Here is a 24,030-nt window from a genome sequence, read left to right on the forward strand (position 1 = left end):
ACGAGCGCTGAACAAAATGACGAAAGCAGGTATGCCTGAAAGCGTGCGTATTGCCTGAAAACACAACCCGCTACGGGGGAGACTTACCCGAAATCTGATTTATTCAACAAAGCCCCTTCATCATTCCAAACCGCCGAATTCAACCCCCAATAGAAGGTGAATTTTTTCCCACCTTTTTCTCTAACTGGTATCAGATTTTTACCTGACCGAGTATTAATAATTATTTCATCACCTTTTTTCGCATCATAAGAAGGCAACCAATAAGAATGCCTCAGTTTTGAAGAAATATTACCGTTATTCGTGTATGTAGTATCTTGCAACATGTAATATTGTAATTTGCAGTCTTCATTCACATCTAAAACAACGTATTCCTCTTTCGCATCCCCATGATTATGGATACTTCTTATGCTTACTTTCATTTTAACACCTCGCTTTTTAATCAATATTAGAGAGGTATTAGCCCTGAAACAACAAGGTTTTATGTGACAGTTGTCACGACTAGGTAGTTTGATCAGCTGGAAACTTCTTATAAAGAGTGCATACCGCTACATCATAAATAATTGCCACCTGCTTCCGATCCACACCATTTGCGATCAATCTGCCAGCCTGAGCCCATTGCTCTTCGGTCAACTTTGGGCGTCGCCCACCTATTCGCCCTTTCTCACGAGCTGCGGCCAGACCGGCCCGGGTGCGCTCCACAATCAACTCCCTCTCCATTTCCGCCAGGGCTGACATAATATGAAAGATGAAGCGGCCCATCGGGCTTGAGGTATCGATGCTGTCAGTGAGGCTCTTAAAGTGGATGCCGCGCTGCCGGAGTTCGTCCACCAGCAGCACCAGATTCCGCATGCTGCGCCCAAGGCGATCCAGCTTCCAGACTACCAGCGTATCCCCCTCATTCAGCGCCTTAAGAAGCTTCTTCAACGCTGGCCGGTTCGCCACTGTTCCGCTCATTTTTTCTTCGAAAATCTGCTCACATCCTGCGCGTTCGAGTGCTTGCCGCTGAAGATCCGTATTTTGGTCATTTGTTGACACCCTTACATAGCCAATTTGCATGTTTTTCACCCAGTTATTTCTGTAAAAAAATCAGGTGAAGTTATCGGCAAGGTCGCTCAAGTGCAATCTACAAAAGGTCGGTTTAGGAAACAGCGCTACCAGGGACGTTGGATCAGCGGCGGGAACGGTCGCCGCCGGAGATGATTCGAGATTTGTCACTGTGAATGGCAAAACTGGTGGTGATATTTCCACTCAGATTTCAGTGTCTGGAAATGTTTATGCAATTAATAAATCCGTCTCAGATCCAGCCTCAGGTACTGAAGTGTCAGGTAGTGCGTTCTCATCAAATTATATAGTTAACGGTGTCACACGGGTTCTTACAGGATTGTCAGGTAGATATAAATGGGGTGACTCTAATGGATATGGTCAGCTTGACGTAGCTCTTTTAGACGGCTCTGGCAACTATGTGAGGGGGGCATCGTACATTTTTTCTGGCAATGGTTCAGCAACTGCTCCTGGGTCATGGGTTCCTAACTCAGATGGTAGACTTAAGTTCGACATCAAACGCATCGAGGACCCGTTAGGAAAAATGGTTAAGCTTCGCGGCGTAACCTGGCAGCGTCTGGATAGCGTGGCCCCAGGGATTGGGTTTATTGCCCAGGAAGTGCAGGATGTATTTCCTGAATTCGTTTTCGAGGGTGGTGACCGTACTCTGGATGATGGTACGGTCGTAGAGAAGGTTTTAAGCCCTGATACCTACGGTGTGGCTGCGGCACTTCACCATGAAGCGATCCTTGCTCTCATGGATGAGATTGAAAGGCTTAAAGCACAGGTCGATAATTTGTTATTGGCTCAGTAATATATTCATAAGCCGGTAGCGGATTATTCAGCTCCCGGCCTGCATCGCCTCAACTTTTCCCGTTAGTTCTTCGATTTTACTCATCAACATGAGAATGGCTTCGTGGTGAAGAGCTGCAGCTACATCACCAGGTGATAGTGCTAATGGTTTCTCTATCACTTGTCCATCTACTGTCAAAGAACCCTCCCGGGAATGTGATACAGCTTCAGGGAACACCTCCTGCACCTCCTGGGCCACAAAGCCAATCCCAAAAGAGCCTTTCATCTGGTCATCTTTCCGCACCCAAGTATAACCACGTATTTTTTTCATTTTCTCAAATACGTCTTCAATTGGGGTGAGTTTATCTTTTATTCGGCGATCGGAGTTATTTACCCATGCCGCGGCAGCGTAAGCATTTCCGCTTGAATGGTCAAAGTACCAGTCTTTAAATGTCGACGTATCCCATACACGCAGAAATCCATATCGGGTATTCCCAGCCATCTGAGTAAACATGTGAAACTGTGAAAGGGCAGATCCGCCAGAGTTTTGAAGAACTGACTCAAGCTCGCCACCGGACGCGGGGTTGGAATCAGAAGTTCTTTTAGCAATCACAGCTCCTGTGATCCCCCCTCCCGTTTTACCTTCAAGAGTGTTGAGCCGATTGTCATTCCCAGCGGCGACCGTTCCCGCCGCTGATCCAACGTCCCTGGTAGCGCTGTTTCCTAAACCGAGGTTTTTGCGAGCGCCTGATTCGGTTGTCGAACCGGTACCGCCCTGCTCCAGAGACAGCGCTGTCGTAAGTCCGCTTAGCGAGGTAATGTCATCGTTTGCACCTTTTGCCGCCTTGCCTGAGAGAATAGTGGTAATGCTATTCCATGCTGGTCCCGTCCATTTCGTCCCATCCGGCAAAGTTACTGTTACATTGCCGTTTCCAGAAAAAATACTTTGCCAGTTCTGTTTGTCGTAATTCAGTCCACGCAGCGCTTCTGCACTTTGTGCCACCAGCGCGGCAGTTACCATGTTCAGCGCAACGCGGGGGACGGCTGACCAAGCAGCGCCGGATTGCGTTGGCCCGGTAAAGTTGCTGACCAGCGTCACCTGGGTATTACTGTCGACCGTTTTCACCGGCAGCGTGTAGGGCACACCGCCCACAGTCGAAACAATGAAATCACCTGCGGCGAGTTCGGTTGCGAATGAGGTTCCGGCACCGCCAACAACAGCGGACCCATTTGTCAGGGTGATAGTTCCTGCAGACATATGCGCTCCTTTCGGGCAATAAAAAACCCCGCCGAAGCGAGGTTTATTCAAAAATGTTTGAGTTAATGGCAGGTGGTACTACTGAACGTGTTTGCGCTGACCCATGACCAGTTAAATGGGTAACCGGCGCGGTACTGGGTCTGGTTACTTTGCTTGCGCACTCCGTAAATCTGGACGATGTTTTCCTGTCCGCCGATCAGGGCCGTTCCGGTACATATGGGTTGCTGCTTCTGAAGAACGCCAGCGCAACCGGAGAGCAATACAGCCACCGCCAGGCAAAGAATCATGTTTTTCATCGTGGTTATATCCCAGGGTATTAACGAAGATAAACAATAACAAGATGAATCAAAGGGATATAATTGATTCTGTAGATCAATTTCATAAGATTGATCGCTGAAAACGATCAATCGTAGTTGGCGCAGTTGATGGCCATAATCACGTTTCTCAGATTTGAATACGCGACGTTCTGAAGGTTTCCGCCGGGCGTTGTTTGTGGTCTGGCGAATATTCGCGTATTGCCTCCCTCAAGTTTTGCCATGCTCTTGTAAATCGCCGAGTAGGGCTGCGGCTGGCCGCCAGCCGATATCACTCCAGTAATCAAACCCAGCATGGCAGGCATACAGGCCCATTTCCCCGCCAGCGTGATATTGATGTTATAGCCTGAACTTGCATCTATCCCGGCAGTACCGAGGGTTACCACATCACTGAGTGTCCGCGTTTCGTTTGTCAAAATAAGCGTCCCTGACGCATCCCAGACGGCCAGCCCGTAGTCTGGCTTTGTCTGTGGGAAAATAGAGAAAAAATAAACGTACGCTGTGCCGGTTGCATTTGGTCTGAGGAAATCAATAGTGATGGTGTTCCCGCTTATCGTCTGGGTGATTTCCACCTCAACCGTGCAATGAACAAAGGCGACAACGGGCTGACCTGAGGGAAATGTGTGCGTCACTTTGGTATTGAAACCCGATGTCCCCTGTAGTTCTGCTGTCTTCCGTGCCTGCAACGAAATAGGCGAACTGTTAGCGGTGACCCATACTTCTCCGGCCTTCGTCGTCAGTAAAACGCCATACTGCGCCATTTATGCCCTCTCTATCTGGAAAATGAGATACGCCGCGGCCGCAGGCTCAGTCCCTGCAGAGTAGTCGGTATCGCCTACTGCCGATACCGTTGCGGTCCCACCTGAAATAGTGATCTTCCTCCGACTCGTTCCCCACTGATCGCCGTTCATGATCTGAAAATAAGTAAGCTTACACCCCGGTGGAAGCACTACGGAGTAAGAGCCTGTTTTTTCATTCTGGGCCAACTGTAGGTAGCCGCTTACACTGACAGGCTTAATTCCATAGTTGTTCACCCTGCCTGAGGCGTCCCAGGTTTCAACACCGTAATGAGCCATCGCTGTTCATCCTAAAAAAGGGCCCCACCTCAGGCCCAATGTTTACCATGTTCCCGTGATTCTGCCGATCTGCACCCTCAACACATTGTTGGCGTCACGCACACTGATTGTCTGGTTTGTCTGTTTCATGGCTCCCTCTCCAGTTGTCGAACCGTAGTTCTCAAATGTTCCTGATTTATCCAGCCTCCACCCGACAGACCCTGCAACATAATTGTTGGACTGGATAAAGTTACCGATTTTGGCATTGGTGATCGTGCCATCCTGAATAAACGCTGAGCTGATAAACACCTGACCGTTTACCACCGCGAACGGCGAATACTGGGTATCACCACTGCCGCTCATCAGCACGAACTGGTTAGCGTTGAAACCAACCCGCGTGACTACCGGCTTCCCTGCCTCTGCAAGCACTGCAATAGACATCCCGGCGTTGTACATCACCCCGTTTATTCTCACGCCCGTTTTGAGGGTGTAGATTGCCGAAGCACCGGAGGCATCTACGACAGCTGTAAGCTTGTCTTCCAGGGAAGCGGTAACATCCTCAATCTGCGCCTGCACCTGCGTCGAAAGTTCGGCCATTGCCTGATCAACTTCAGCAATGGTCGTTTTAACCACCAGGATATCGGCACGCACTTCCCCGTACTGTGCCCACTGGTGCTCAACTGTTCCGTGGTTCGCCAGGGCGTTCTGCAGTATTCCCTCAATGTTGGTATCGATGTCACCGGTGAGGCGTTCCCCGTCGGCAGAGGTTAGGAAATTGTCTGCGATATCACCCAGATAATCATCGGCGTTATCGTTTGACATGCCGCGAACCCAGTCGGTCCAATCACTCTGATTACCAATGCGGTCAACCAGGCGGGCCCGGTACCACTGATGAACGCCAGCAGGCATGGGGCCATGCTGATAATCTGCAGCCGGGTACGGCACCAGGACCAGTAGTTCAGGATTGGCGTAGTCGGCAGTTGTGGCGCGCTGAATCTCTGTATAGGCCGTGTCGCCTGAGCCATCGGGAAATTTCCAGGTCAGGTCGATATGCCAGACCACATCTTCGGTCGCCAGGAAGTTTAGCGGGGTACCCGGTTTTCCCGTTTTTCCGGAAAGATACGTTGTTTCGGCGTATCCCCATGGTGACGACGTATCCTGCGCATTCAGCGCCCGGACGCGCACATCATAGCTGCCTGAATAAATGCCCTGAAACGAGAACCCCTGCGCGCTGGTAACCGGAACGTTGATCCAGTCCCCGTTATCCTTGCGCCATTGGGCAACGTACCGGATTGCGCCCTCAACCTTGTCCCATGACACGTCAAGGCTTGCCACCGTCAGCCCCTGAGACACATGATCGCTCTCAGTAACCACGATATTCTTCGGCGCAGACAGGACGCTTATCGGCGTGACGGTGATCGGGGGCGACTCGATCCGAACGCCGTCATCGATGTAACGGTATTTGTTTGGATCGTGCTGAACGGCCGTAATCGTAAAACCGCCTGTGCTGTCGTCGTTGGCCGCGATTGAAGTGACCCGGAAGTACTGTATCGCGAGGTTATCACTGTCTATCGCCCACACAGCACCAGCGGCAGGTGCCTGACTGAAGGCTGTAGCCACCGTCACCGTTATTCTATCTGCGCTCACAGCGCTGATTGTCCGCGTCTGGGCTTTTCCATCTGGCAGGTTAACCACCAGCCGGTCTTTTGCCGAATAGTCTATTTCCCGATCCAGCGTAATCTCGCGACCGTTGACCGCCCTTATGCGTCCCCCGTTCTCCTTGCCGGAGCGGAAAGGATCGGCGACCCCGATAATTTCAGCGGGCAGCGGGATGTAACCGTCCAGCCCCACGCCAAACGATACGGTGCCGTCTTTGGCATTGGAGAGTAATACCCAGCGACCGCGCCGGTGCGCTTCACTTTGCGAGGTGCAGCCGATTGCGGTCAGGGACGCCTGCCGGACGTCGTAACGCTCTACAAGCGCCGAATCGTAGACCCCCTCAACGGTATCGCTGTAATGGTTCTGCGGATCTGACCAGGACACGAGGCAGGAGCTGTAGCGATTCTTGTATGAACCGCCCGCATAGGTAAATAGCCCATCGATAACGTTTGAGGCGTTATAAACCCAGTCAACATCGTCCTGCGGGACGTCTGCCTGGACATAAATCTGATCGTTGCCCCAGAACGTTATTCCACGAAATACCGCGGCGAGATCGTTAAGTACCCGCCAGGCGTCCTCCTGGCTCTGAATGAAAACGTTGCAGGTGAAACGCGGTTCGGTGCCACCGGCCCCGTCGGAAACCATTTCGTCACAGTACTGGGCGATTGAATACAGCGCCCACTTATCCACCATGGACGCATCCACGCGCGTGCCCATGCCGTAAATTTCATCCAGAACCAGATCGTAAAAGATCCAGGCAGGGTTATTGGACCAGGCCATTTTGAACCCGCCGGACCATGAACCAGAATAGGTTCGGGTTATCGGATCGTAATTATCCGGAACATTAATCAGCTTGCCTTTTATCTTACAGGTCACTTTCGGCGCGCTGCCGTTGAACTGGCTGCTGTCCACTTCTACATACAGGAGCGCGGTTAAAGGGTAACGAAGCTTGCTGTCAATGACTTCCGCATACGAAAACACCTTGAAGGCGTTAACCAGTTTCGAATTTGATCCGCTGGCATCAGCCGTAATACGCCTAACCCTGACAGACCAGCCGGACGTGGATTTTGGCAGATCGATACGGTGGTCACGCTGATATTCCGTCGTGGTCTTTCCGTCAAACTTGCCGTTTACAACCGTTTTCCAGGCGCCGCCGTCCGTTGATAAATCGATCGCATACTCGGTGACCGTGCCCACCATATCGCCGTTATCTTTATAGAGATACTGGACCGGAAGGCTGAGCTTGATGCGGATGGCATCGAGGGAAAGATTGGTAAACTGGCGTGTCCAGGGCGCGGTGGTGGTGACAGTTGTTCCCACCGCAAGCTCGTTATCGACCTGGGGCATCCCGGCAATATAGGTCTGGTCCTGTGTGCCCTTGCGGAACTCCCATTTCACGCCGCTGAAGTTGTATTCCCCGCTGTCATTTGCCAGCGGCGTATCGTTGAGAAAAATGTTCTGAGCAGTCAGGTCGCCCTGTATTTCCCCCTCAGAAACGGCAATGAGCATTTTTAATTTTGCGACCGACAGCAGATCGTCAGGCTGCTCAACCGGAGTATGTGAACTGCCACCTCCCCCTTTGGCACCCTGCAGGATGGTTTCTTGTTTAAGAAGCTGCATTTTTTCACCCATAAAAAAAGATGCCGAAGCACCTTTAAGTTAGTGGCCGCTGGCCTATTGCTGATCGCTCGAGTACATACCGGCGCTGACTATCGCTCCCCCTGCCTCGATCAGACCGTAGGCCAGGGGGACAGGATGCCCCATAGCGACCGTATTGACCGGCGCCCCGAAGGCGTAGTTAGGCGTATTGTCCGTGCTAGAGGATTTACCCGCGCCGAAGGATGGCTGGGGCGTGAGCATCTGGACAACGCCACCCAGCATCATTGACACCCCGACCCCAGTCAAAATTGACGTGGCGCTGATGGCTGTTGCACTCATCGCAGCCCCCCAGGCTGCCATACTCGCACCGGCGGTAAAGAAAGCAGCGACCAGCGCAACGGCACCGACAACTATCTGCAGGACGCCCGAACTTTTGGCCCCCTCATAAACGGGCACGATCCGGTACACGCTTCCACCGCGGGTCATATCAAACTCTTCCAGCCCGATATTGTTGTCACCGTTAAAAAAGGCGAAACGGATCCCCTTCATATGAGCTTCCGACATATATTTTTTGAATCCAGGAACCTGTGAACACATGGCCCTGAGCATTTCGCGCAGATCGGCAACATCAAACTGAACGCGTTTACCGAATTTTTTAGCCATTTTCCCTTCGAGAATAAGCGTCTTAACCATGCATTCGGTCCTTATGCCTGACCACCCGGACCGTTCTGTCGCGATAATATTTTCCATAAGGCGTTCGCGAAGAAAGATGCCCGAACAGATGATGGAGAATGATGTTGTCACCCACATATACCGCGGCGTGATTAGTCACCGATGCCTGCACACTCATCATGATGATGTCCCCGGGCTGCATTGCACTGGCGGCAATCTCAACGAATCCCTCGCGCTCCCAGTTGTCGTCATAGAGCCGCTCCTTGCCACTCTCCCACCATTCGTAAGGTACCGAATAGTCCCCGAGAACAATGCCGTATTCGCGCAGATAATATTCACGGATTAACGACCAGCAGTCCGCGTAACCCAGCACCCACTGCCGCCCGGCATAATCCCGGTCTTCACGCGGGGAGATCGTACAAAAGTCCCCGTCCGGCCAGGACATGATCCCCCACTCAATACCCGACCAGTCGCACTGGATCCGGTCCAGCTCTGAGGGCACCAGCCGAACCACATCCGGATGGGAATGAATTAGCATGATGATCTCACCGCGCGCGCGGGCAGCGAGCTGGTCTTCCGGGGAGAGCGTGAATGTTTCCTCGGGTTTATCGGCAATGTTGCGGCAGGGAATATAGATTTGCTGCAGGCCTAACTGAACAATCAGGCCGCAGGCTTCTTTGGGGTATTCAGCAGAGACGTGCTGACGGATAGCATCCAGCAATTTTTCACGCATTTTTATTTCCCCTGCAGGTTTGCAGCCGGAAAACCGCCGAACGGCAGCGGCGCGTCCGGGCCGTGACGATCCTGACAATCCTGCCGGCGGCCGCCACAAACATCTTTCGACGGGTCATCGGTCGGCGTACCATCTTTGGTAAAGTATTTCGTGCCGTTGTAATCGCATCCGGTCCCGCTTCGGTACCAGCCCCGCATACACCAGGTGCAGACAGGAGTAATCTGCCGTGTCGGCAGCTGCAGGCTCTGAATATCGAAAGGAGAACACAGCTCGAAATCAACCTGTACCCGCGTCTCTGCGGTTTTAGCATTGACGTAAAAGAGCTGTACGCGCTCATCGGCCGGGCTGGCACCCGGATTACCGTTTTTCCAGTTGGCGGCATCGAGATACTTCGAAAGCGTGGTATGGATTTTGACCTTAGCCCTGACCATATCGTCATATTCAAGACACAGCGCGGTGACATAGTTTCCGACGTTCCCGACGGACAGCGTGGGCGTTGGCTGGGAACCTGTACTCGATAACTCCATCCCCTTCAGTTCGTAGGGATGGGGATCGTACTGGTTTCCCTGCCAGATAATGGCGGGCAGATTTTCTGCGGCGAAGGCTGCCCACCCCTCTTCCTGAATATTGTGCGCATGAAAACGCAGCACCTGATCCATACCGAATTCAGTGCCGTCGATCTCAATCAGCTGAATAACGCTGCCGGGCTCAAGCTGTTGGATGTCTGCCGTAAAACTCATACTCCCCCCATAAAAAAAGCCGCCCGGAGGCAGCTTTCAGTGTTTGTCGATAAAATCAGGGCGCGAACGCCTGTTCAAAAGTGAAGGCCACAGTGGCTTTTTTCCCGGTAGGGAAAGAAACGCTGAACGAATCGGCCTTCATTCTGAACAGCTTTTTTTCACCCCATGGCGTGGTCCACCAGAACGATTTAGTAACGTGAGACATCAGGAAAGCGCGCAGCGCAGCCGCCTCCTGTCTGGTGCCCGTCCAGTCCAGGTTCCACGTTTCCTGTTTGTCGTTGATCCCCATCCCCGCTATCTGTTTGTAGCCATCCCCGAACTGGGCCTGCAGCGTTCGGGCTGTTTCAGTGCCCTGCGCTGTTTTTCTCGTGCGCCAGGTAAACGTGTCTGTCACGGTGTCCTCCTCGAATAAAGCACGCCGCCTGCGGACATTTCTTTTTTCAGTCGCTCGGTAATTGTCTGCTGAACAATCGCCTGCAGCTGTTTCGCCGTCCCCGTGGCATTCGCCTGATTTATGCTTCCGTCACTCCCCTGTTGGCTGATGCTGACTGGGGCATAAACACTGATCCCACCCATGCCAGCACCGGCTGCGCTCCCGCCGCCGACCAGCCCCCCCGAGGCATACCCGCGCATCAGGCGATAGAGATTAGCCACGCCGATGCGGCTGGTTGACTCTTTGGTGAAGACGAATTCCCCGCGGTGAACGATACCTGCTGGCTCGTACTTGCCGCCGTGCCCGGTAAAACCGCCCACGTCAAAACCCTGTGGCCGGTATGACGGGACCGCAAATGACTGACCTGCAGAGGAGGTTTTCGTCCCCCCGCTCACCCAGCCCATTGCGCTCTGGATGGTGTAAGCCACCAGCAGCTGGTTGATAACGGACACTATCATTTTAAGGATCGAGCTGGTGAATTCCCTGAAGCTCGCCTTCCCGGTTGTCGTCAGGCTGGTAAGCTGACCCGCAAGCCCGCTAAACGTTGCCTGCGAAATCTGCTGAACAGAGCTGAAAACGTTTGTCGCTGAATCCTGATATTCGGCCCAGCCCTGTTTAGCCCCGGCCAGCCAGTTTGCGCGCAGGGCATCTTCAGCCTCGAATGTCGCCCTTTGCTCTTCCAGAACCTTTTGCTGCGCCTGAGGGTTGTACGAATAGCTTTCGCTGAGACGCTGCAGCGTAGTTTGTCGCCCGGCTTCCCGGGTGGATACCCCCTCAGACTGAGCCTGCAGGCCCGCCCTGGCGGCTTTTTGCTGCTGCTCAAACTTCACGGCCTGATCGGCCAGCTGGTTGAGCTTTTGCTGGCTGGCAACCTTATCGCCCAGGTCGGCCAGCTGCCGCTTGTACTCGAGCGTTTCTTCCTTGTGCGCCAGCAGGGATTTTTCCTGCGCCGTAAGCTGACGACGCCCCGCGGCCTCCTGCAGAACGGTGAACTGATTTTCAGTCTGCCAGAGATCCTGACGCTGTTTACTTATGACGTCGTTCACGCTGGTGTGCTGCTCAAGCGTTTTAAGCTGGGCCTGAAGGGTGAGAAGTTCGGCCTGCGCCTTTTCCTCGGCCTTGTCTCCGGCGGGCGTTGAGTAGCTTTTGCCTTTCGGCGTTTTTGGATCCTTCCACTGCTTTTCAATCCCGGCGCGGGCCGCGGCAATGTCCTTTTCAGTCCATAGCGTGGCGACACCGTCTTTCGCATCCTGGCGGTTTTTCTCAATAAGCTGACTGAGCTTTTTCTCTGCTGAAGCCCGCTTTTCTGCCGCCGTCGCGCCGGACTCCACCAGCTGGTTAAACTGCTGCTGGCTTCGGATTGCCTGAGCCTGCTGGTCCGTTCGCATTTTTTCCCGCGCGGCTGCCAGCCCTTCCTGGGCGTATTGCTGATCGGCAAGATCGTAAGCCTGTTTTTTCAGCTCCACCTGCTGGCGCGCGTTTCTCAGCCTTTCCGCATCCGCTTTCTGCAGAACGTTGTTACCGGCATAATCCGGGTCGACCTTAAGATTGCTGAACAGCGCGCGGTACTCTTTCTCTGCTGCCTGCCATTCAGCAAAAGAGTCCTGGCGCTTCATCGCGGTGTCAGGATTACGCCCGACGCCCAGCATCGCATCCCACGCACCGAAGGCGGCATTCTTCACCCAGTTCCAGGCTTTTTCGAGGGATCCGAGATTATCCTCGACCGCCCCGGCGCGCTGAATGACCGCGTCGGAATATGCCCGCATGGCCAGCTCAGCGGCCTTCTGAGAATCCCCCAGCGCCTGAGCAGAAGCTATCTGTTCATACTGGGTGGCTGTCAGAAAATGAAGGGAATCGTTGAGCGTCGCGACCGCGTTAACCGGATCATCCTTCAGGCGTTTAAACTGATTTATGGTTTCGTCAACGGCCTGCCCGGTAGCCTGCTGCAGCCTGGCGGCAACATTGCTGACCATGCTGACGTCATTCCCGCTGAACGCGCCGCTTCCAACGACCTGTGCCAGCACGCCTGCAGCGGCATGCTGCGTGATGCCATTACCGGCCAGCGAGCGCGCCAGCGCCTGAAGCTGCCCTGACGTTTTCCCCGCGTAGCTCCCGGTCAGGATCAGCTGCCTGTTAAATTCCTCAGACTCTTTGCTGCCGTCATACCAGGCCTTACCCAGCCCGAATACCGCCGCGGCAATCCCACCAACCAGGCCGGCGATCCCCAGGCCGCGCAGCGACAGCAGCTGGTCTATCCATCCTGCCCGGTTCGCCAGCGTGATCCCGGAGCCGCGCAGCGCACCGAAGTTACCGCGCATGACCTCGCCGATAAGTACCCCGAGCTCCTGCCGGGCAGCAGCACTTTGCAGCCCCAGACCGTGCGTGGCCACTTTGGCAGCTTCAAGCTTGCGGATATAGATCTCAGCCGCATCGCTGGCACCGACCTGCGCCGCCTTCATGCGCAGCAGCTCGGTACCGGAGAGCTTTTGCTCTGCAACCTGTTGCTTCAGCTGGCTGAGGAATCGCGTGCGCGTTGCGGCCGATTTTTCCTCCACGATCTGCAGTTCTTTTTGCCGGGCCGTGGTGCGGGAAATAAGGGCGAGATAATCCTGCTGGGTTATGTTGCCCTGTGCCCTCGCTGCGCGAAAGCGCGCCTGCACGTTCGCAAGCGACTGTGTTTCACCATTGAGCTGGCGAACGCCGTCAATCTGGCGGAAAAATGATGCCGCCAGTTCATCCTGTCGGCGGGCAAGCGCTGCAGCCTGCCCGTCATTCTCACGCATGCGCTGATTAAGCTCGGTCACGCGGCGATGAGTTTCATCAACGGACCTGGAAACGTTCTGCCAGTCTTTTGTCAGCCCTTCCGTTGCGGCTGACTGACGGGCTTTCATGTCTGCGGCAGCCGCCGCGCCAGCGTCGCCCACACTCTTTAGTGCAGCGCTCTGACGGTCCGCAGCACGCTGCATTCGCGCCTGAACTTTATCAGACTCATCCGCCATTCCTGTCAGTTGCCCTTTGATTCGGGCGACCTGCTCGCTGAAGGTTGCGCGGTCAACATCCAGCTTAATAACCAGATCGCTAATCTGCTGGGCCATATCGGATACCTCCTGTTATCCCCTCAGCGGCGGTCATCAGCGTGTTATCATCCGGCTCGTCATCGCTGAAGACGACATTCGAAGGAGAAAGCAGGCTGAAATGTGCGGGGGTAAGTTCCGGTTCGCGGAAGAAAAGTGTGGAGATGGAATAAAGCAGCTCTGAGAAATGCGCATCGAGCTGCGCGTCCTGAAAATAATGCTCCCGGTAGAACTGGTGCCAGTCGCCCAGCTCACTGGAAGTCATTCCAGCCAGCATGACGCGCCAGTCGGGTCGACCGAACTCGCGCGCCAGATTCAGGACAAACTTCAGCTCGCTGGCAAGGGCTTTTCCGCCGTAACGGGTTCTGCGCTTTCGGCCTCCGCTGAGGCATCCGGATCGGCAGGATTGTCATCCTCAACCGGAACGAGCATGCCGGAGAGCAGCTTTATTTCCATTTCTGCTTTACCGATCGCCTCTGGCGGCCAGCCGCTAAGCACCTGCTGATAAAGCGTTTCCACATCCGTGCCAGCCGGATCGTTATGCCACAAAGACATCGCGATCAAACGCGCACCGCAGCGAATATTTGAGCCAATCAGCCTGGCCGTCATTTCCTGATCGCTGATGCCGTCGCTGTCAGCGCTGACGGCCTTTTCCTCTGCGGCCATAAACGTGATGTACTCAATACGCTGCAGCGCCGACAGCTCGAAGATGGTCAGGGATTCTGTTTGCCAGGTGAACTTCTCTTTTTTAAGAAACATGCGTCCTTCCTTACGCTGCAGTTACGGTGACTTTGCAGACCGCTACGAAATTACCGTCGCTGGTCATAACAATAACGTCAGCGGTGCCTGCTGCCACGCCGGTGACGGTGATCGCGTTGCCGCTAACGGTGACCGTTGCTTTTGCCCCGTCGGAGGTTGCCACGCGGAACGAGGTATCTGAGGCACTGGCAGGGTTAACCGTCACATTTAGCGTTGTGGTTGCGCCCACGACCACGCTTGCCGGGGCTTTATCGAGCGTAACGCCGGTCACGGGGATATTCGGGGTCCCGCTTTCTTCTGCCAGCTCCGGCTTGCCGGTATTGGTGATTTTCGCTGTACGGGTAATGACCTCTTTTGCCGGAATGGCTTTACCCAGGCTGCTGCACCAGCCGCGGAAAACGTCGACGGTACCGTTCGGGTATTTGATTTTGTAATAGCGCACTGAGCCATCAATAAACCATGCGACCAGGTCTTTTTGCCCTTCTTCGCCCGGCTTCCAGGCGAGGGTGAACGAGGTATCGCCAGCAGATTTTGCCCCCTGGGCGGTGGCGTTCCAGTCGGCATCCTCGTCGTCGAGGTAAGTGTCGTCATACGATTCGGCGGTCATTTCGCCCGGCGTCAGCTCTTTAATTTTCGCCAGACGGTTCCAGTCGATATCCGAGAGTGGGTTAGCGAAAGCGTTGCCCGTTCCGGTGTAAAGCCAGAGGGTGGTACCGGCGCCTTTTACAGGAGCAAGTGGATTTGGTGTTGGCATCTTTTCCTCACATTTCGTAAGTGATTGAATATTTCATATCGGCGGAGGTCCACAGCCCCATCACATCATCGCGCTGGTAATCGAAGCCTTGTGGAACCATGAGCGTTAACAGTGAATCGAGGCCGGGAACATCAGCGAGGGCCGGATAGATATGGCTCTCCATCCATTCATCCAGTTCGGAATCTGGTACCTGCGAGGACAGGAAGACCTCGATATGTAGCGTTGCCGCCCACATATCGGCATCAAGTTCTTCGCCGGTATACTCCGCATCGGTCAGATAGACCGCGACGGCAGGAAAATCCTCCTCCTCAATGACAGCCGGGCGCCCGTCAAAAAACATGACGTCGATCCCGATGGCCGCTTCAAGCACATCAATAATTTTCTGGCGAATGAGAGTGTGTTTCATCGTGTCAGATGCAACCTCAGTTGTTGCCTGAGGGCATAGCCAAGTTGTTTTGGCATTTCCTCTTCAAGCATGCGTTTCTTCTCTGCTTCGAAAGCAGTAGTGAGGGGCGCGGACAATGGGATTTTGACCACGTCGATGGGATAACGACCTTTTCCTGCAATGCGCTTCATGACGTGCCAGCGGCCGTTCGCCAGGCGCTGGATAAAGGCGTCGCGAAAAACATAACGGCCAATTCTCAGCACGCTACTTTTTCGAACCAGCGGACCTTTTCGGTTCGTCGCCCTGACCTGCGCGGCACCGAGTTTGATGGCGGGAAGGTTGCCCCGGTTAACCTTAATTCGGGCCGCTGAGTGCCCTGAAGCCGAGGCTTTGTTGATTCTCACCCTTTGTCTGACCAGCTTTACAGGTATCCCCGAAACGCGGTTATCACCGGCTACCGTTTCTTTCGCCACCCTTCGGACGGCAACCGAGACGCCATTAGCAGCAACCCGGTTCACAGCCCATGCGCTGGCATTGGGAACCATATTTCTGTCCAGGCTATCCAGGTTAGCAATCGCCTGCTCAAGACCTTTTATCGACATGAATGCTCCTTAACGACGCCGCGATCCGCCGGGAGGTGATCCACTACCCAGCCATACATGGCAGGAACCGCAATCATCCGGGCCCACGCGATCAACCCAAAATTCACGCCCGTTTACCTTCAGCGTGTCCAGACGTTCCAGCCCGCTTACATCCGATGAGTTCACAAAAAACGTCGGCCTGGTTCCGTCAATTCTGATCCCCGCTTCTGCGAAACCGATGTTCTCTGGATCGTCAAAGACCCCGCGGAGCGTGACGCCGGATAAAGATCCAGAGGTTATCCTTGCCTCTGCGCCCATCACTCCACGTATAGTGGTATCCGCGCGCGCCATCGCTTCATCAAAAAGATTATCGAAATCAGCCATTAGGCCCCCTGTCAGACTTCCCGGGCCAGCCCCTGAGAAATCAGTTCGTCAGCCTCTGCGTCGGTCACGCGAATAACGACACCAGGCTCAACAATAGAGAGGGACTCGTTGCGTGTGGCGTGAAGTGCATCAATGTGCAAGGTCACCAGTGTCTCAACCGCCACCAGCTCGCCGGGCTCCTTTGATGCAGGATTTTCGTTAATCGAGCCTGAGGTGTTCTCTGGGCAGGGCTCGCCGGAGGTACTGCTGGCAGTAGTACTGGCCACGGGCACCTCATCGCCCTCTTGTCCGTCTTCGTCGAGCTCCTCTTCGAGCTCAGAAATACGTAACGTAAGCTCCTGGATGGTGCCTGTGACGTTGACCTCACGATCAAGCTTTACGCCCAGCTCTTTCAGTCGGGCGATAAGGGTTTCTTTTTCTGTCATGGAAAATACTCCTGAAATGTGGCCCAACAGGGCCACTGGGGAAAGTTATGCCAGCTTGACTGAAACGAACGCGTCCGGATCTGGCAGCAGCATCAGCGGAGCTGACTGAATCATTGTGAACTCGCGCGCCGGGTCACCCGTCTGTACCCAGTTCTTCGGGTAACGTGTTGAGGCGTTGATACCTTCGCGCTGGGCATCTGCATCAAGAATGCAGCCATAGGTGCGCAGGCCACGGGCCAGGGTATTACCCAGGACCATAGTCAGGTCTGGCAGAGCATTCTTTTTGATGTCATTTTCAACAAGCTGGCCTGCGTAAACGACAATGGCCACATCGCCGTACATGCCCTTATAAGAAACGGCTTCACCCAGGTCTTTCAGGGCGGTTTCCAGCTCGGAGTTAGAGCCGCGACGTGTATCCAGCTTCTCCTTCACAGCGTCGAAAGAACGGAACAATGCCCAACCCTTCGGATCGAACACGATAATGTTAATTGTGCCGCTGGCGTTGAGCGCATAGGCTTCAATGTCATCGGTCGGGTCGTACGTTTTTTTGTCGCGAGAAGACCAGGCAGCTGCACCCGCCTGGATGATGTTGTTACCGGCACTGCGGCCCATATCTACTTCTACTGGCTCAAATGCTTCTCCGCTCATGGTGTATTTCCCATAGAGCACAGCTTCAATTGCTTGCTTCTCTTCCACCTGTGCAATCGCCAGCTCTTCATCTTTCATGTTCTGAAGGATGATGCGTCGACGTCGATAGGCAGGGTCTGCCAGATTTTGTGGATCTTCATCAGGCAGGCGGCGAAGAGTCATCTGCGGGTTTACTTCGTGTTTTGGCTTCACATACCCCGGCGTAAATTCCGACGTGCTGCCGCCGCGGGAACGTATCACCTTGCCGGAGACAATCGGCGACACATAAAGAGCCATGTTGACCAGGCCAGGAATTTGAGACAGATAAACTTTCTCTGTACTGAAGGGATAAGTTTCGCGAAAGAAGATGCGCAGGAAGAGCGGATCGAACTTGAATTTCTTCTCATTGACCGCCAGAAGCTGGGCTGTTGTGTAAACTGACATAGATTTTTCCCGTAAAAAAAGCCGCATAAGCGGCTTTTATGAAAGTTGAGGGTGATTAAACGATGCTGATCGCAGTACCGGCGAACGCGTTACGCTTGATATTTTCGTCGGTAACGGCAGATGGCCAGAGCACATCTTCGATGCGGAAAGAACCAGATTTATAAAATGCCAGTTCAGCACTGCTCTGATCAGCGGTAACCGCAAGAATGCCGGTTGCTGCACCTGCATGCTCGCCGTCCCAGACGGTTAGCTTGCCGGACGTAGCATCGAGCATGAGCGGGGTCATTGCCGGGGTGGATGCTGTCAGTTCGCCCGGTGCATACGCGGTGTGTGCCGGATCGCTGTTACCGAGCGGCTGGTGATGAGTAAATACTTCGGTGATTGCCATGTTAGCCTCTTAAACGGGGGTGTTTAACAAATCGTCGCCGGCTTCAGCAGAGGCATTCCCTGCTGAAAGAGCGCCTGGTGCGGTTTCCATCAGGCGATCCAGCGCCGTATCGGTACGCGCCTGGGCGCTTTGCGGCGCCGCGGCCAGAATGCGCTGTGCACTCTCGACCGTCATGCCCGGCGTTTCTGCCAGCGCACGGGCCTGTGATTCACGACCTTTTGCCTCTTCGCAGTTCAGAATACCCATGATGCGACCATTCTCGGCGGCTACGGCTGCCGATACCTGAGCGCTGAGGTCTGCCGGGGCCATTAAGGCAGCAGTTGTTGTATCAACGGTGGTGACCTGCTCAGCCGGTGCAGTCGTCTGTGTTGCTGCTTGGTCAGCTGGCTGATTGGTCGCTGCAGATGCAGAAGGTGATGGCATAGTTCCTCCAGTGGTTGTTTTTTTGCGTCTGTCGAGTGCTTCACGCATCACGCTGAGCGCGTCGGTATTGTTAACAAGTTCATCCGCCAGACCGTTATCCACGGACTCCTGACCGGAGAAGACGGCCGCTTCGGTGTCCAGTACGGCCTGCACTGACATGCCGGTATAAGCGGAAACCTTTTCGGCAAACATCTGACGAGTGGCATCGATGCGTATCTGAAAATCAGCGCGAACGTCCTTTGGTAGTTTTTCGTAGGGATTGCCGTCGACTTTATGATCGCCGCTGTAAATCAGCGTGACCTCAACGCCGTTAGTTTTCAGCGCAGCGCCATAATTACTGTGCGCCATCATGACGCCGATGGAGCCGGTTCTGGCCGTTTGCGTGACAAGCCGTCGCGATGCAGAACTGGCAATTAGCTGCCCTGCGCTGCAGTTCATATCATTTGCCAGCGCCCAGACGGGCTTGATATCCCGCATCCGGGCAATAATGTCAGCACAGTCGAAAGCCCCGGACACCATCCCGCCCGGCGTGTCCATATCCAGCAGAATACCGTCTACTCCTGGATCGCTCATTGCCTGCTGCAGTCGGGCAATGACCCCGTTATAGCCCGTCATACCGGAATAAGGCTGAAGTGACCGGGTTTTGCTGACCAGCGTCCCGGAAACGGGCAGCACCGCGATCCCGTTTGTTACCTGATAGCTCCGCGCTGGCCGGGGCCCCATTTCCTCGTCATCGCCAAACAGCGCCAGCGGCTCTGCAATTTGTTCAGCGCCGAGCGAGACGCCAGAAGCGGAATCCGTCAGTCGGGTGATACCCAGCTGGCCTGCCAGCGCGCAAAAGAAAACCCGCGCGTAGGCGGGTTCAAGCATCAGCGGCTCATTGAAGGCCATGCTGGCAATATGCGGGAGATTACGCAGCTCTGGCGTCATCTTTTACCTCCTCGTTTGATTTTTTCAGCCCAGATTCAAATGCAGCTGCCGCCCATGCCGGAGGTTTAAGTCCCGCACTCCGGCGCTCCATAGTTTCACGTACCTGCTGAGAAAATATTTCCTGATAGTCATCTCCGCGTTTGGCACACTCCTTCTCATATGTGCTGAGACCAGCCTCAATCAGCATCACGGCCTCCTGCACCTCCTTCAGCCCATCAATAGCCATGCGCCCCGAGCCAATCCAGTTTGCGTTACCCCAGGCAGTTCTCGCCTCCTGGAAGCTAAACCTGGCTTTGGACGGGAGCGTGACAACCCGGCGCGCAATCGCCTCTTCGAGCCAGCAGACGAACATCTGGCAGGCTTGCCGGGCCGCGACAAACTTGCGACGCCCCATAAAGAACGCCCAGGATTCATTGGCGCTGGCGCGCGCCGTCGAATAGCTCATCTGAGAGTAGTTACGGGAAAGCTGCTCATACGAAACACCAAGACCGGCCGAAATATAGCGCAGGAGTGATTGTTCAAAGGTGGAATAACCGTTATCGGTATCCTGTGCTGACTGAAGGTTCAGGGAATCGCCCGGCATAAGATGAGGAACTTTCGCGCCACCGAGGCGAACCGGCGCTGCAGCGTAGTATGCTGCCATTTCGCCAAGCCAGCCCGTCAGCTTATTTTGCTGCTTACTATCCGCGCCGAGGATAAAGTCCATCGCCGTATCGGTATCAAGCTCGCTCTCGATTGTCGCCGCATACATCGCCTTTACAATTGAGCTCTGGAGCTGAGTATTTTGCAGGGTGTCGAGCATTTTCATCTGCTCCATCACGCTGTAAAACACGTTTGCGCCGCGGGTCTGTCCATCCTCAAGCGGTTCAAAAATATGGATGAATGATGGCCTTCCGCCCGGCAGTTCCCGTGGTATATAGGTCCATTTTTGCGACATCCAGCCAGGATAGCTGTCTTCACTGACGTAGTACCCCAGCGCTGCGCCGCTATCACTGATTTTGACACCCGCGCGACAGTTACGCGTGTCACCTGTATTACCGGGATTACTCACGCGTTTTGGACTAACCATTTTAAATTGCGTGCGAAAAAGTCGCGATGAATCACTGTCCCAGGTGGGCTGGACGCACAGTTCACCGTTAAATGCGTGCGTCGCAACGCCTTCACGGATCATCATCGTAAAGGTACGCTTGCGCTCGGCATCAATCCCGCAAAAGTCATCCTCCGCATATTCATACCAGGCGGCCTCCACCTCCCTGGCAAATGCCCGGCTTTCCTCTTCTTTAATGCCGAGATAACGCCAGCTCGGGCAGTAACTCAGTCTGAAAAAAGACCCGACGATGTGATCCTGGTGAAGCTGAACGGCGTTTGCCGCATATCCATTGTTACGGACCAGATCATCAGCACGGGCATTCCCCCGGGCGAAGTTCGGCAGAAGTGCGGCGTCGGCACTTTCACTCTGGGGATTCCAGGCATTTAGCTGCCCACCGAATCCGCCGCCACCGGCGTGATAGCCTGCATATTCCCTCAGGGAGGTTTTCCCGTCGGGGCCAACTAAAGAAGGAATTTTCATGCGTAGAACCTTGCCGGCCCGCGGCGTCGTGAAGTGGTACCGACCTGTGACTCTAGATCGGCGATGTACTTTTTCAGATCGCTGACTGACGTCGCCGTAAATTCCACCCTTCGACCGTCTTTCTGTACCGTCGCAACCCGTTTTCCCATCATCAGATCATGTAACGCTGCGCGCGCGGCATCCAGTTCAGCCTGTGTTGCCATTATTCATCTCCCGCTAATGCCCTGGCATAATCCGCCAGAGATTTATTATTTTTACGGCCAGTGTCTTCTTCCCGTAAGCTGGCCAGAAGAGAATCCAGATCCAGCTGCCAGCGGGAGATACTTATCCGCAGAGCTGCAAGTGCATAGACAAAACAGTCAAGCGCCTCATTTCGTCGTTTTTTACTGTCCCAGACGATTTTTTTCTTCCCGTCTACCCACTTCTCAACCTGCTCTTCAGCCGTAAGCTGCTGAGCCTCAGCTAAATCATATATTTCAGGGTTATTAGGGAAGTGAACCGCTCCCGCCAGCGGTTCGTCGCCTTCTGCCACCAGCGTGAAACGGTTATAAATTTGCTCTTTCGCGGTGTCTGTTCCTACCTCAGTGAGATAAACGCCGTTCTTGTTACGCTTACGAGGCATATTCGCCACGGGCTTGCCGTAGACAGATGCGCCTTTAACGGGGATGACACGAAACAGACCATGCTTTTTCGAGCGGTTATAAACAATCGTTGGGTCTATGCCACCGATATCCCAGCAGATGCGGGAAATAAGCATCTCAACGCCGTTAGGCCTCGGATAGGTTTTGTTGATCGCCTCATCCAACCTCAGAAGCGTGGATTCATCATCATGTCGCCCCATAATGATAATTTTGTCGATAAGCCAGCTTTCCTCACCAGGCCCCCAGCCCCAGACACGCATTTCGTAACGGTCAAGCTGGGAGTCAATACCGGCAGTAAGATAGGCCACGCGCTCCGGCACCCTGGCACCGAAGTGCTCAATACGTTCGGCCATCACCTCAGCATCAGGACGCTCACCAATTTTAGGCTCCCACGTTTCACCAAGCGTTGTGTTGACGAACGTCTTACGCTTTCCCGTGTCCCCTTTGGTCTTGATCCAGTCCTTGACGATTTGTACCCAGGTTGTGAAGGGGCTATAGGCTGTCCAGATGTGAAAGGTTACGCTGTCAGGCGGATCAATTTCGGCACCCGATGATGAAAACCAGCAAAGTCCGTCGCGCGTCCAGATCCCGGTTTCATCACAGATGTACCGCGCCTGCGAAAAATCGAGCTCCTGCTGTTTAATTACGCAGGCATTGTGTTCACACAGATATATAACGCTGGCAGGATCGCCCGGCGTCCATTTGAACCCGAATGGCGTCTCTTTATCGCCGAATTTAAGGAACTGCTCCTCACCACAATGTGGGCAGGGAACATAGAAGCGCAAGAAATGCTCAGACTCCTTGGCGGCACGTTCAATCTGGCATGTCCCTTTAATTTTGGGTGTGGATCCTCGTATAGATTTAGGCCAGACCGACCCTTCAATACGTTTATCCCCCAGGAACGTTGGAGAGCCCTCTTTCTCGATATCATCGTCAAATGCCGCCAGCTCGTCATAACCCGCCACATCAACAGATTTTTCACGGTAGTTTTTTGCAGCTTTACCACCGAGGCACCAGAAACCTCGCCCATTCGAGAAACGTTTGATACTCAACGTGTTGTCCCGGTGCTTTTTACCGTACCAGGGCGCCAGCGCCAGCAGTGAGGGGATGTCCCGGATTGTCGGTTCGACATGGGATTTCATGAAGTTTTCTGCATCACCGTCGGTAGGTAACCAGATAAGCGAGTTACGCTGTTTATGCTGGATGAAATACGCATACACGCCGAGCAGCATTTTTGAATAGCCTACTCGGGCAGACTTAACAACATTGACCTCGCGGATATAGTCATTACCCATCGCATTCATTATCGCACGCTGAAACGGCAGCGTTTCCCAGCGCCCTTCCTGATAAGCAGACTCTTTTGGAAGGTAATAATTTTCGTCTGCCCACTCAACCGCCGTTTGCGGTTCTGGCCGGTACAACGAACGGAGCCCCGAGCGCGCGGAGTGCTGTAGCCCCTTAACCTGACTGTTCGATATATTCACTCAGCAACCCCGGTATCATTTCATCCAGCGCAGCTGCTTTGTTCATGGCTTTTATGATGTCCTTCTTGAGGAAATCAATATGTCGATTTTCCAGTTCCGGAAAGCGCCGCTGAACCGACAGAGGTATTCCATCAAGGATACTGGCAATTTCTCCGGCTATCCGCGACAGCACGAACGTGCAGAATGCGGTCTCCACCACCTCAGCGGACTCTTTTGCATTTTTAGTTCCTGAGCATCAGCCTGGGCTCGGGTAAGCCTATGGCGCTCATAATCAATCGTGCCAGGCACAAGGTCTGATTCTGAATCAAATCTCAGCTGTTCAACCTCTTTGCGCAGCTTTTCGTTTTCTATCGCTGCGTCACGGGCGGAATACCATTCGATTACGGCGGCAGAGTCATAAAGCACTTCATTACCTTTTCCACCACCGCGCGCAACTGGCATTCCCTGATCCTGCCAGTTCTGGATCGTGCGGATGCTGACACCAAAAATCTCTGAAAGGCGTTTTTTATTGACCTCCATGACGAACTCCAGGCGAAACACAGGGTAAGGAAACCATGCCGGGTAAAATGACTACTGCCAGGCTTTAACACTTCCTTTCTTGTGGTGGGTTATACCCAGCAAAGACAGATACTTAGCAAGAAGAAGAACGGAAAAGGCAAAATCCTGAAAATTTTCATAAATAGCGAGAACCTGCGAGGTCGCCGCCCCGTAACAAGGCGGATTGGCGGAAAGGACCCATAATGACATTGATTATCATTTACATGCATTCATCAACAATCATTTAGACATCTAAACGTCTGTTTTGCATTAATGAATGTAGGTCATATCATGCAGCGCGGCTTCGCCGCAGTGGCAGGCTCACATC

General features: G+C 53.9%; 25 protein-coding genes and 1 pseudogene. 1 reads left to right on the forward strand and 25 read right to left on the reverse strand.

Going from position 1 to position 24,030, the window contains the following annotated elements; all coding sequences use genetic code 11:
- Positions 1–83: 83 nt before the first annotated feature.
- Both FHC48_RS01665 and FHC48_RS01670 read right to left on the reverse strand, forming a co-directional pair.
- Positions 84–419, reverse strand: coding sequence for a hypothetical protein (locus tag FHC48_RS01665; protein WP_220420490.1), 336 nt, complete (start codon positions 417–419; stop codon positions 84–86).
- 79 nt (positions 420–498) lie between these two features.
- A complete protein-coding gene (locus tag FHC48_RS01670; protein WP_047174609.1) occupies positions 499–1,056 on the reverse strand; it encodes a recombinase family protein in 558 nt (185 codons plus the stop codon).
- A gap of 34 nt (positions 1,057–1,090) precedes the next feature.
- Between FHC48_RS01670 and FHC48_RS23660 the strand changes: the two genes are divergently transcribed.
- Positions 1,091–1,855: a tail fiber domain-containing protein gene (locus FHC48_RS23660; protein ID WP_310572864.1), complete on the forward strand. Its 765-nt coding sequence runs from the start codon at positions 1,091–1,093 to the stop codon at positions 1,853–1,855.
- 27 nt (positions 1,856–1,882) lie between these two features.
- Here the strand turns inward: FHC48_RS23660 and FHC48_RS01680 are convergent, their stop codons facing one another.
- From FHC48_RS01680 to FHC48_RS01790, 23 genes and pseudogenes are all read right to left on the reverse strand, one after another.
- A complete protein-coding gene (locus FHC48_RS01680) occupies positions 1,883–3,091 on the reverse strand; it encodes a tail fiber domain-containing protein (protein WP_220420491.1) in 1,209 nt (402 codons plus the stop codon).
- 62 nt (positions 3,092–3,153) lie between these two features.
- Entirely contained in the window at positions 3,154–3,387 is a 234-nt protein-coding gene (locus FHC48_RS01685; protein ID WP_045409817.1) for a hypothetical protein, read from the reverse strand.
- Between the two features lie 107 nt (positions 3,388–3,494).
- On the reverse strand, positions 3,495–4,166 hold the full coding sequence (locus FHC48_RS01690; protein ID WP_220418828.1) for a hypothetical protein: 672 nt from the start codon (positions 4,164–4,166) through the stop codon (positions 3,495–3,497).
- 357 nt (positions 4,167–4,523) lie between these two features.
- The gene (locus FHC48_RS01695) at positions 4,524–7,751 is read right to left on the reverse strand and encodes a host specificity protein J (RefSeq protein WP_220418827.1); all 3,228 of its coding nucleotides are present in this window, start codon (positions 7,749–7,751) and stop codon (positions 4,524–4,526) included.
- A gap of 42 nt (positions 7,752–7,793) precedes the next feature.
- Positions 7,794–8,411 carry a tail assembly protein gene (locus tag FHC48_RS01700; protein ID WP_048993969.1) on the reverse strand — a complete coding sequence of 206 codons (618 nt, stop codon included), beginning with the start codon at positions 8,409–8,411 and terminating at the stop codon, positions 7,794–7,796.
- Positions 8,404–9,123, reverse strand: a complete 720-nt coding sequence (locus tag FHC48_RS01705) for a C40 family peptidase (RefSeq protein ID WP_220418826.1) — start codon at positions 9,121–9,123, stop codon at positions 8,404–8,406. The genes FHC48_RS01700 and FHC48_RS01705 overlap by 8 nt, the downstream gene beginning before the upstream one ends.
- Before the next feature lie 2 nt (positions 9,124–9,125).
- Positions 9,126–9,863 carry a phage minor tail protein L gene (locus tag FHC48_RS01710; RefSeq protein ID WP_016063063.1) on the reverse strand — a complete coding sequence of 246 codons (738 nt, stop codon included), beginning with the start codon at positions 9,861–9,863 and terminating at the stop codon, positions 9,126–9,128.
- Positions 9,864–9,918: 55 nt separating this feature from the next.
- A complete protein-coding gene (locus FHC48_RS01715; RefSeq protein ID WP_001704112.1) occupies positions 9,919–10,257 on the reverse strand; it encodes a phage tail protein in 339 nt (112 codons plus the stop codon).
- The gene (locus FHC48_RS01720; RefSeq protein WP_220418825.1) at positions 10,254–13,391 is read right to left on the reverse strand and encodes a phage tail tape measure protein; all 3,138 of its coding nucleotides are present in this window, start codon (positions 13,389–13,391) and stop codon (positions 10,254–10,256) included. Before FHC48_RS01720 ends, FHC48_RS01715 begins: the two co-directional genes overlap by 4 nt.
- Positions 13,375–13,647 carry a phage tail assembly protein T gene (locus FHC48_RS01725; protein WP_259281111.1) on the reverse strand — a complete coding sequence of 91 codons (273 nt, stop codon included), beginning with the start codon at positions 13,645–13,647 and terminating at the stop codon, positions 13,375–13,377. Before FHC48_RS01725 ends, FHC48_RS01720 begins: the two co-directional genes overlap by 17 nt.
- Before the next feature lie 50 nt (positions 13,648–13,697).
- Positions 13,698–14,129 (reverse strand): phage tail assembly chaperone G, encoded by a 432-nt coding sequence (gene gpG / locus FHC48_RS01730; protein WP_032677930.1) that lies wholly within the window; start codon positions 14,127–14,129, stop codon positions 13,698–13,700.
- 10 nt (positions 14,130–14,139) lie between these two features.
- Positions 14,140–14,883 carry a phage tail protein gene (locus FHC48_RS01735; RefSeq protein WP_220418824.1) on the reverse strand — a complete coding sequence of 248 codons (744 nt, stop codon included), beginning with the start codon at positions 14,881–14,883 and terminating at the stop codon, positions 14,140–14,142.
- A 7-nt stretch (positions 14,884–14,890) separates the two neighbouring features.
- The gene (locus tag FHC48_RS01740) at positions 14,891–15,289 is read right to left on the reverse strand and encodes a phage minor tail U family protein (RefSeq protein WP_220418823.1); all 399 of its coding nucleotides are present in this window, start codon (positions 15,287–15,289) and stop codon (positions 14,891–14,893) included.
- Complete coding sequence (locus FHC48_RS01745; RefSeq protein ID WP_310572865.1) at positions 15,286–15,864, reverse strand: phage tail protein; 579 nt, start codon at positions 15,862–15,864, stop codon at positions 15,286–15,288. The genes FHC48_RS01740 and FHC48_RS01745 overlap by 4 nt, the downstream gene beginning before the upstream one ends.
- A gap of 15 nt (positions 15,865–15,879) precedes the next feature.
- On the reverse strand, positions 15,880–16,233 hold the full coding sequence (locus FHC48_RS01750) for a head-tail joining protein (protein WP_023292732.1): 354 nt from the start codon (positions 16,231–16,233) through the stop codon (positions 15,880–15,882).
- An 11-nt stretch (positions 16,234–16,244) separates the two neighbouring features.
- Positions 16,245–16,658, reverse strand: a complete 414-nt coding sequence (gpFI, locus tag FHC48_RS01755) for a DNA-packaging protein FI (RefSeq protein WP_048980339.1) — start codon at positions 16,656–16,658, stop codon at positions 16,245–16,247.
- Between the two features lie 45 nt (positions 16,659–16,703).
- Positions 16,704–17,729, reverse strand: coding sequence for a major capsid protein (locus FHC48_RS01760; protein WP_048980340.1), 1,026 nt, complete (start codon positions 17,727–17,729; stop codon positions 16,704–16,706).
- A 55-nt stretch (positions 17,730–17,784) separates the two neighbouring features.
- Positions 17,785–18,117: a head decoration protein gene (locus tag FHC48_RS01765; RefSeq protein ID WP_023292735.1), complete on the reverse strand. Its 333-nt coding sequence runs from the start codon at positions 18,115–18,117 to the stop codon at positions 17,785–17,787.
- Between the two features lie 9 nt (positions 18,118–18,126).
- On the reverse strand, positions 18,127–19,470 hold the full coding sequence (locus FHC48_RS01770) for a S49 family peptidase (protein WP_220418821.1): 1,344 nt from the start codon (positions 19,468–19,470) through the stop codon (positions 18,127–18,129).
- Positions 19,451–21,040, reverse strand: a complete 1,590-nt coding sequence (locus FHC48_RS01775; RefSeq protein ID WP_182278766.1) for a phage portal protein — start codon at positions 21,038–21,040, stop codon at positions 19,451–19,453. Before FHC48_RS01775 ends, FHC48_RS01770 begins: the two co-directional genes overlap by 20 nt.
- Positions 21,037–21,243 carry a phage head-tail joining protein gene (locus FHC48_RS01780; protein ID WP_023292738.1) on the reverse strand — a complete coding sequence of 69 codons (207 nt, stop codon included), beginning with the start codon at positions 21,241–21,243 and terminating at the stop codon, positions 21,037–21,039. Before FHC48_RS01780 ends, FHC48_RS01775 begins: the two co-directional genes overlap by 4 nt.
- A complete protein-coding gene (locus tag FHC48_RS01785) occupies positions 21,243–23,165 on the reverse strand; it encodes a phage terminase large subunit family protein (RefSeq protein WP_220420492.1) in 1,923 nt (640 codons plus the stop codon). Before FHC48_RS01785 ends, FHC48_RS01780 begins: the two co-directional genes overlap by 1 nt.
- Positions 23,140–23,684: pseudogene (locus tag FHC48_RS01790) on the reverse strand (terminase small subunit). The gene FHC48_RS01785 and the pseudogene FHC48_RS01790 overlap by 26 nt, the downstream one beginning before the upstream one ends.
- Between the last annotated feature and the right edge of the window lie 346 nt (positions 23,685–24,030).

The organism is Enterobacter sp. EC_50 (assembly GCF_019584525.1).
In the GTDB taxonomy this organism is placed as follows: Bacteria; Pseudomonadota; Gammaproteobacteria; order Enterobacterales; family Enterobacteriaceae; genus Enterobacter; species Enterobacter roggenkampii.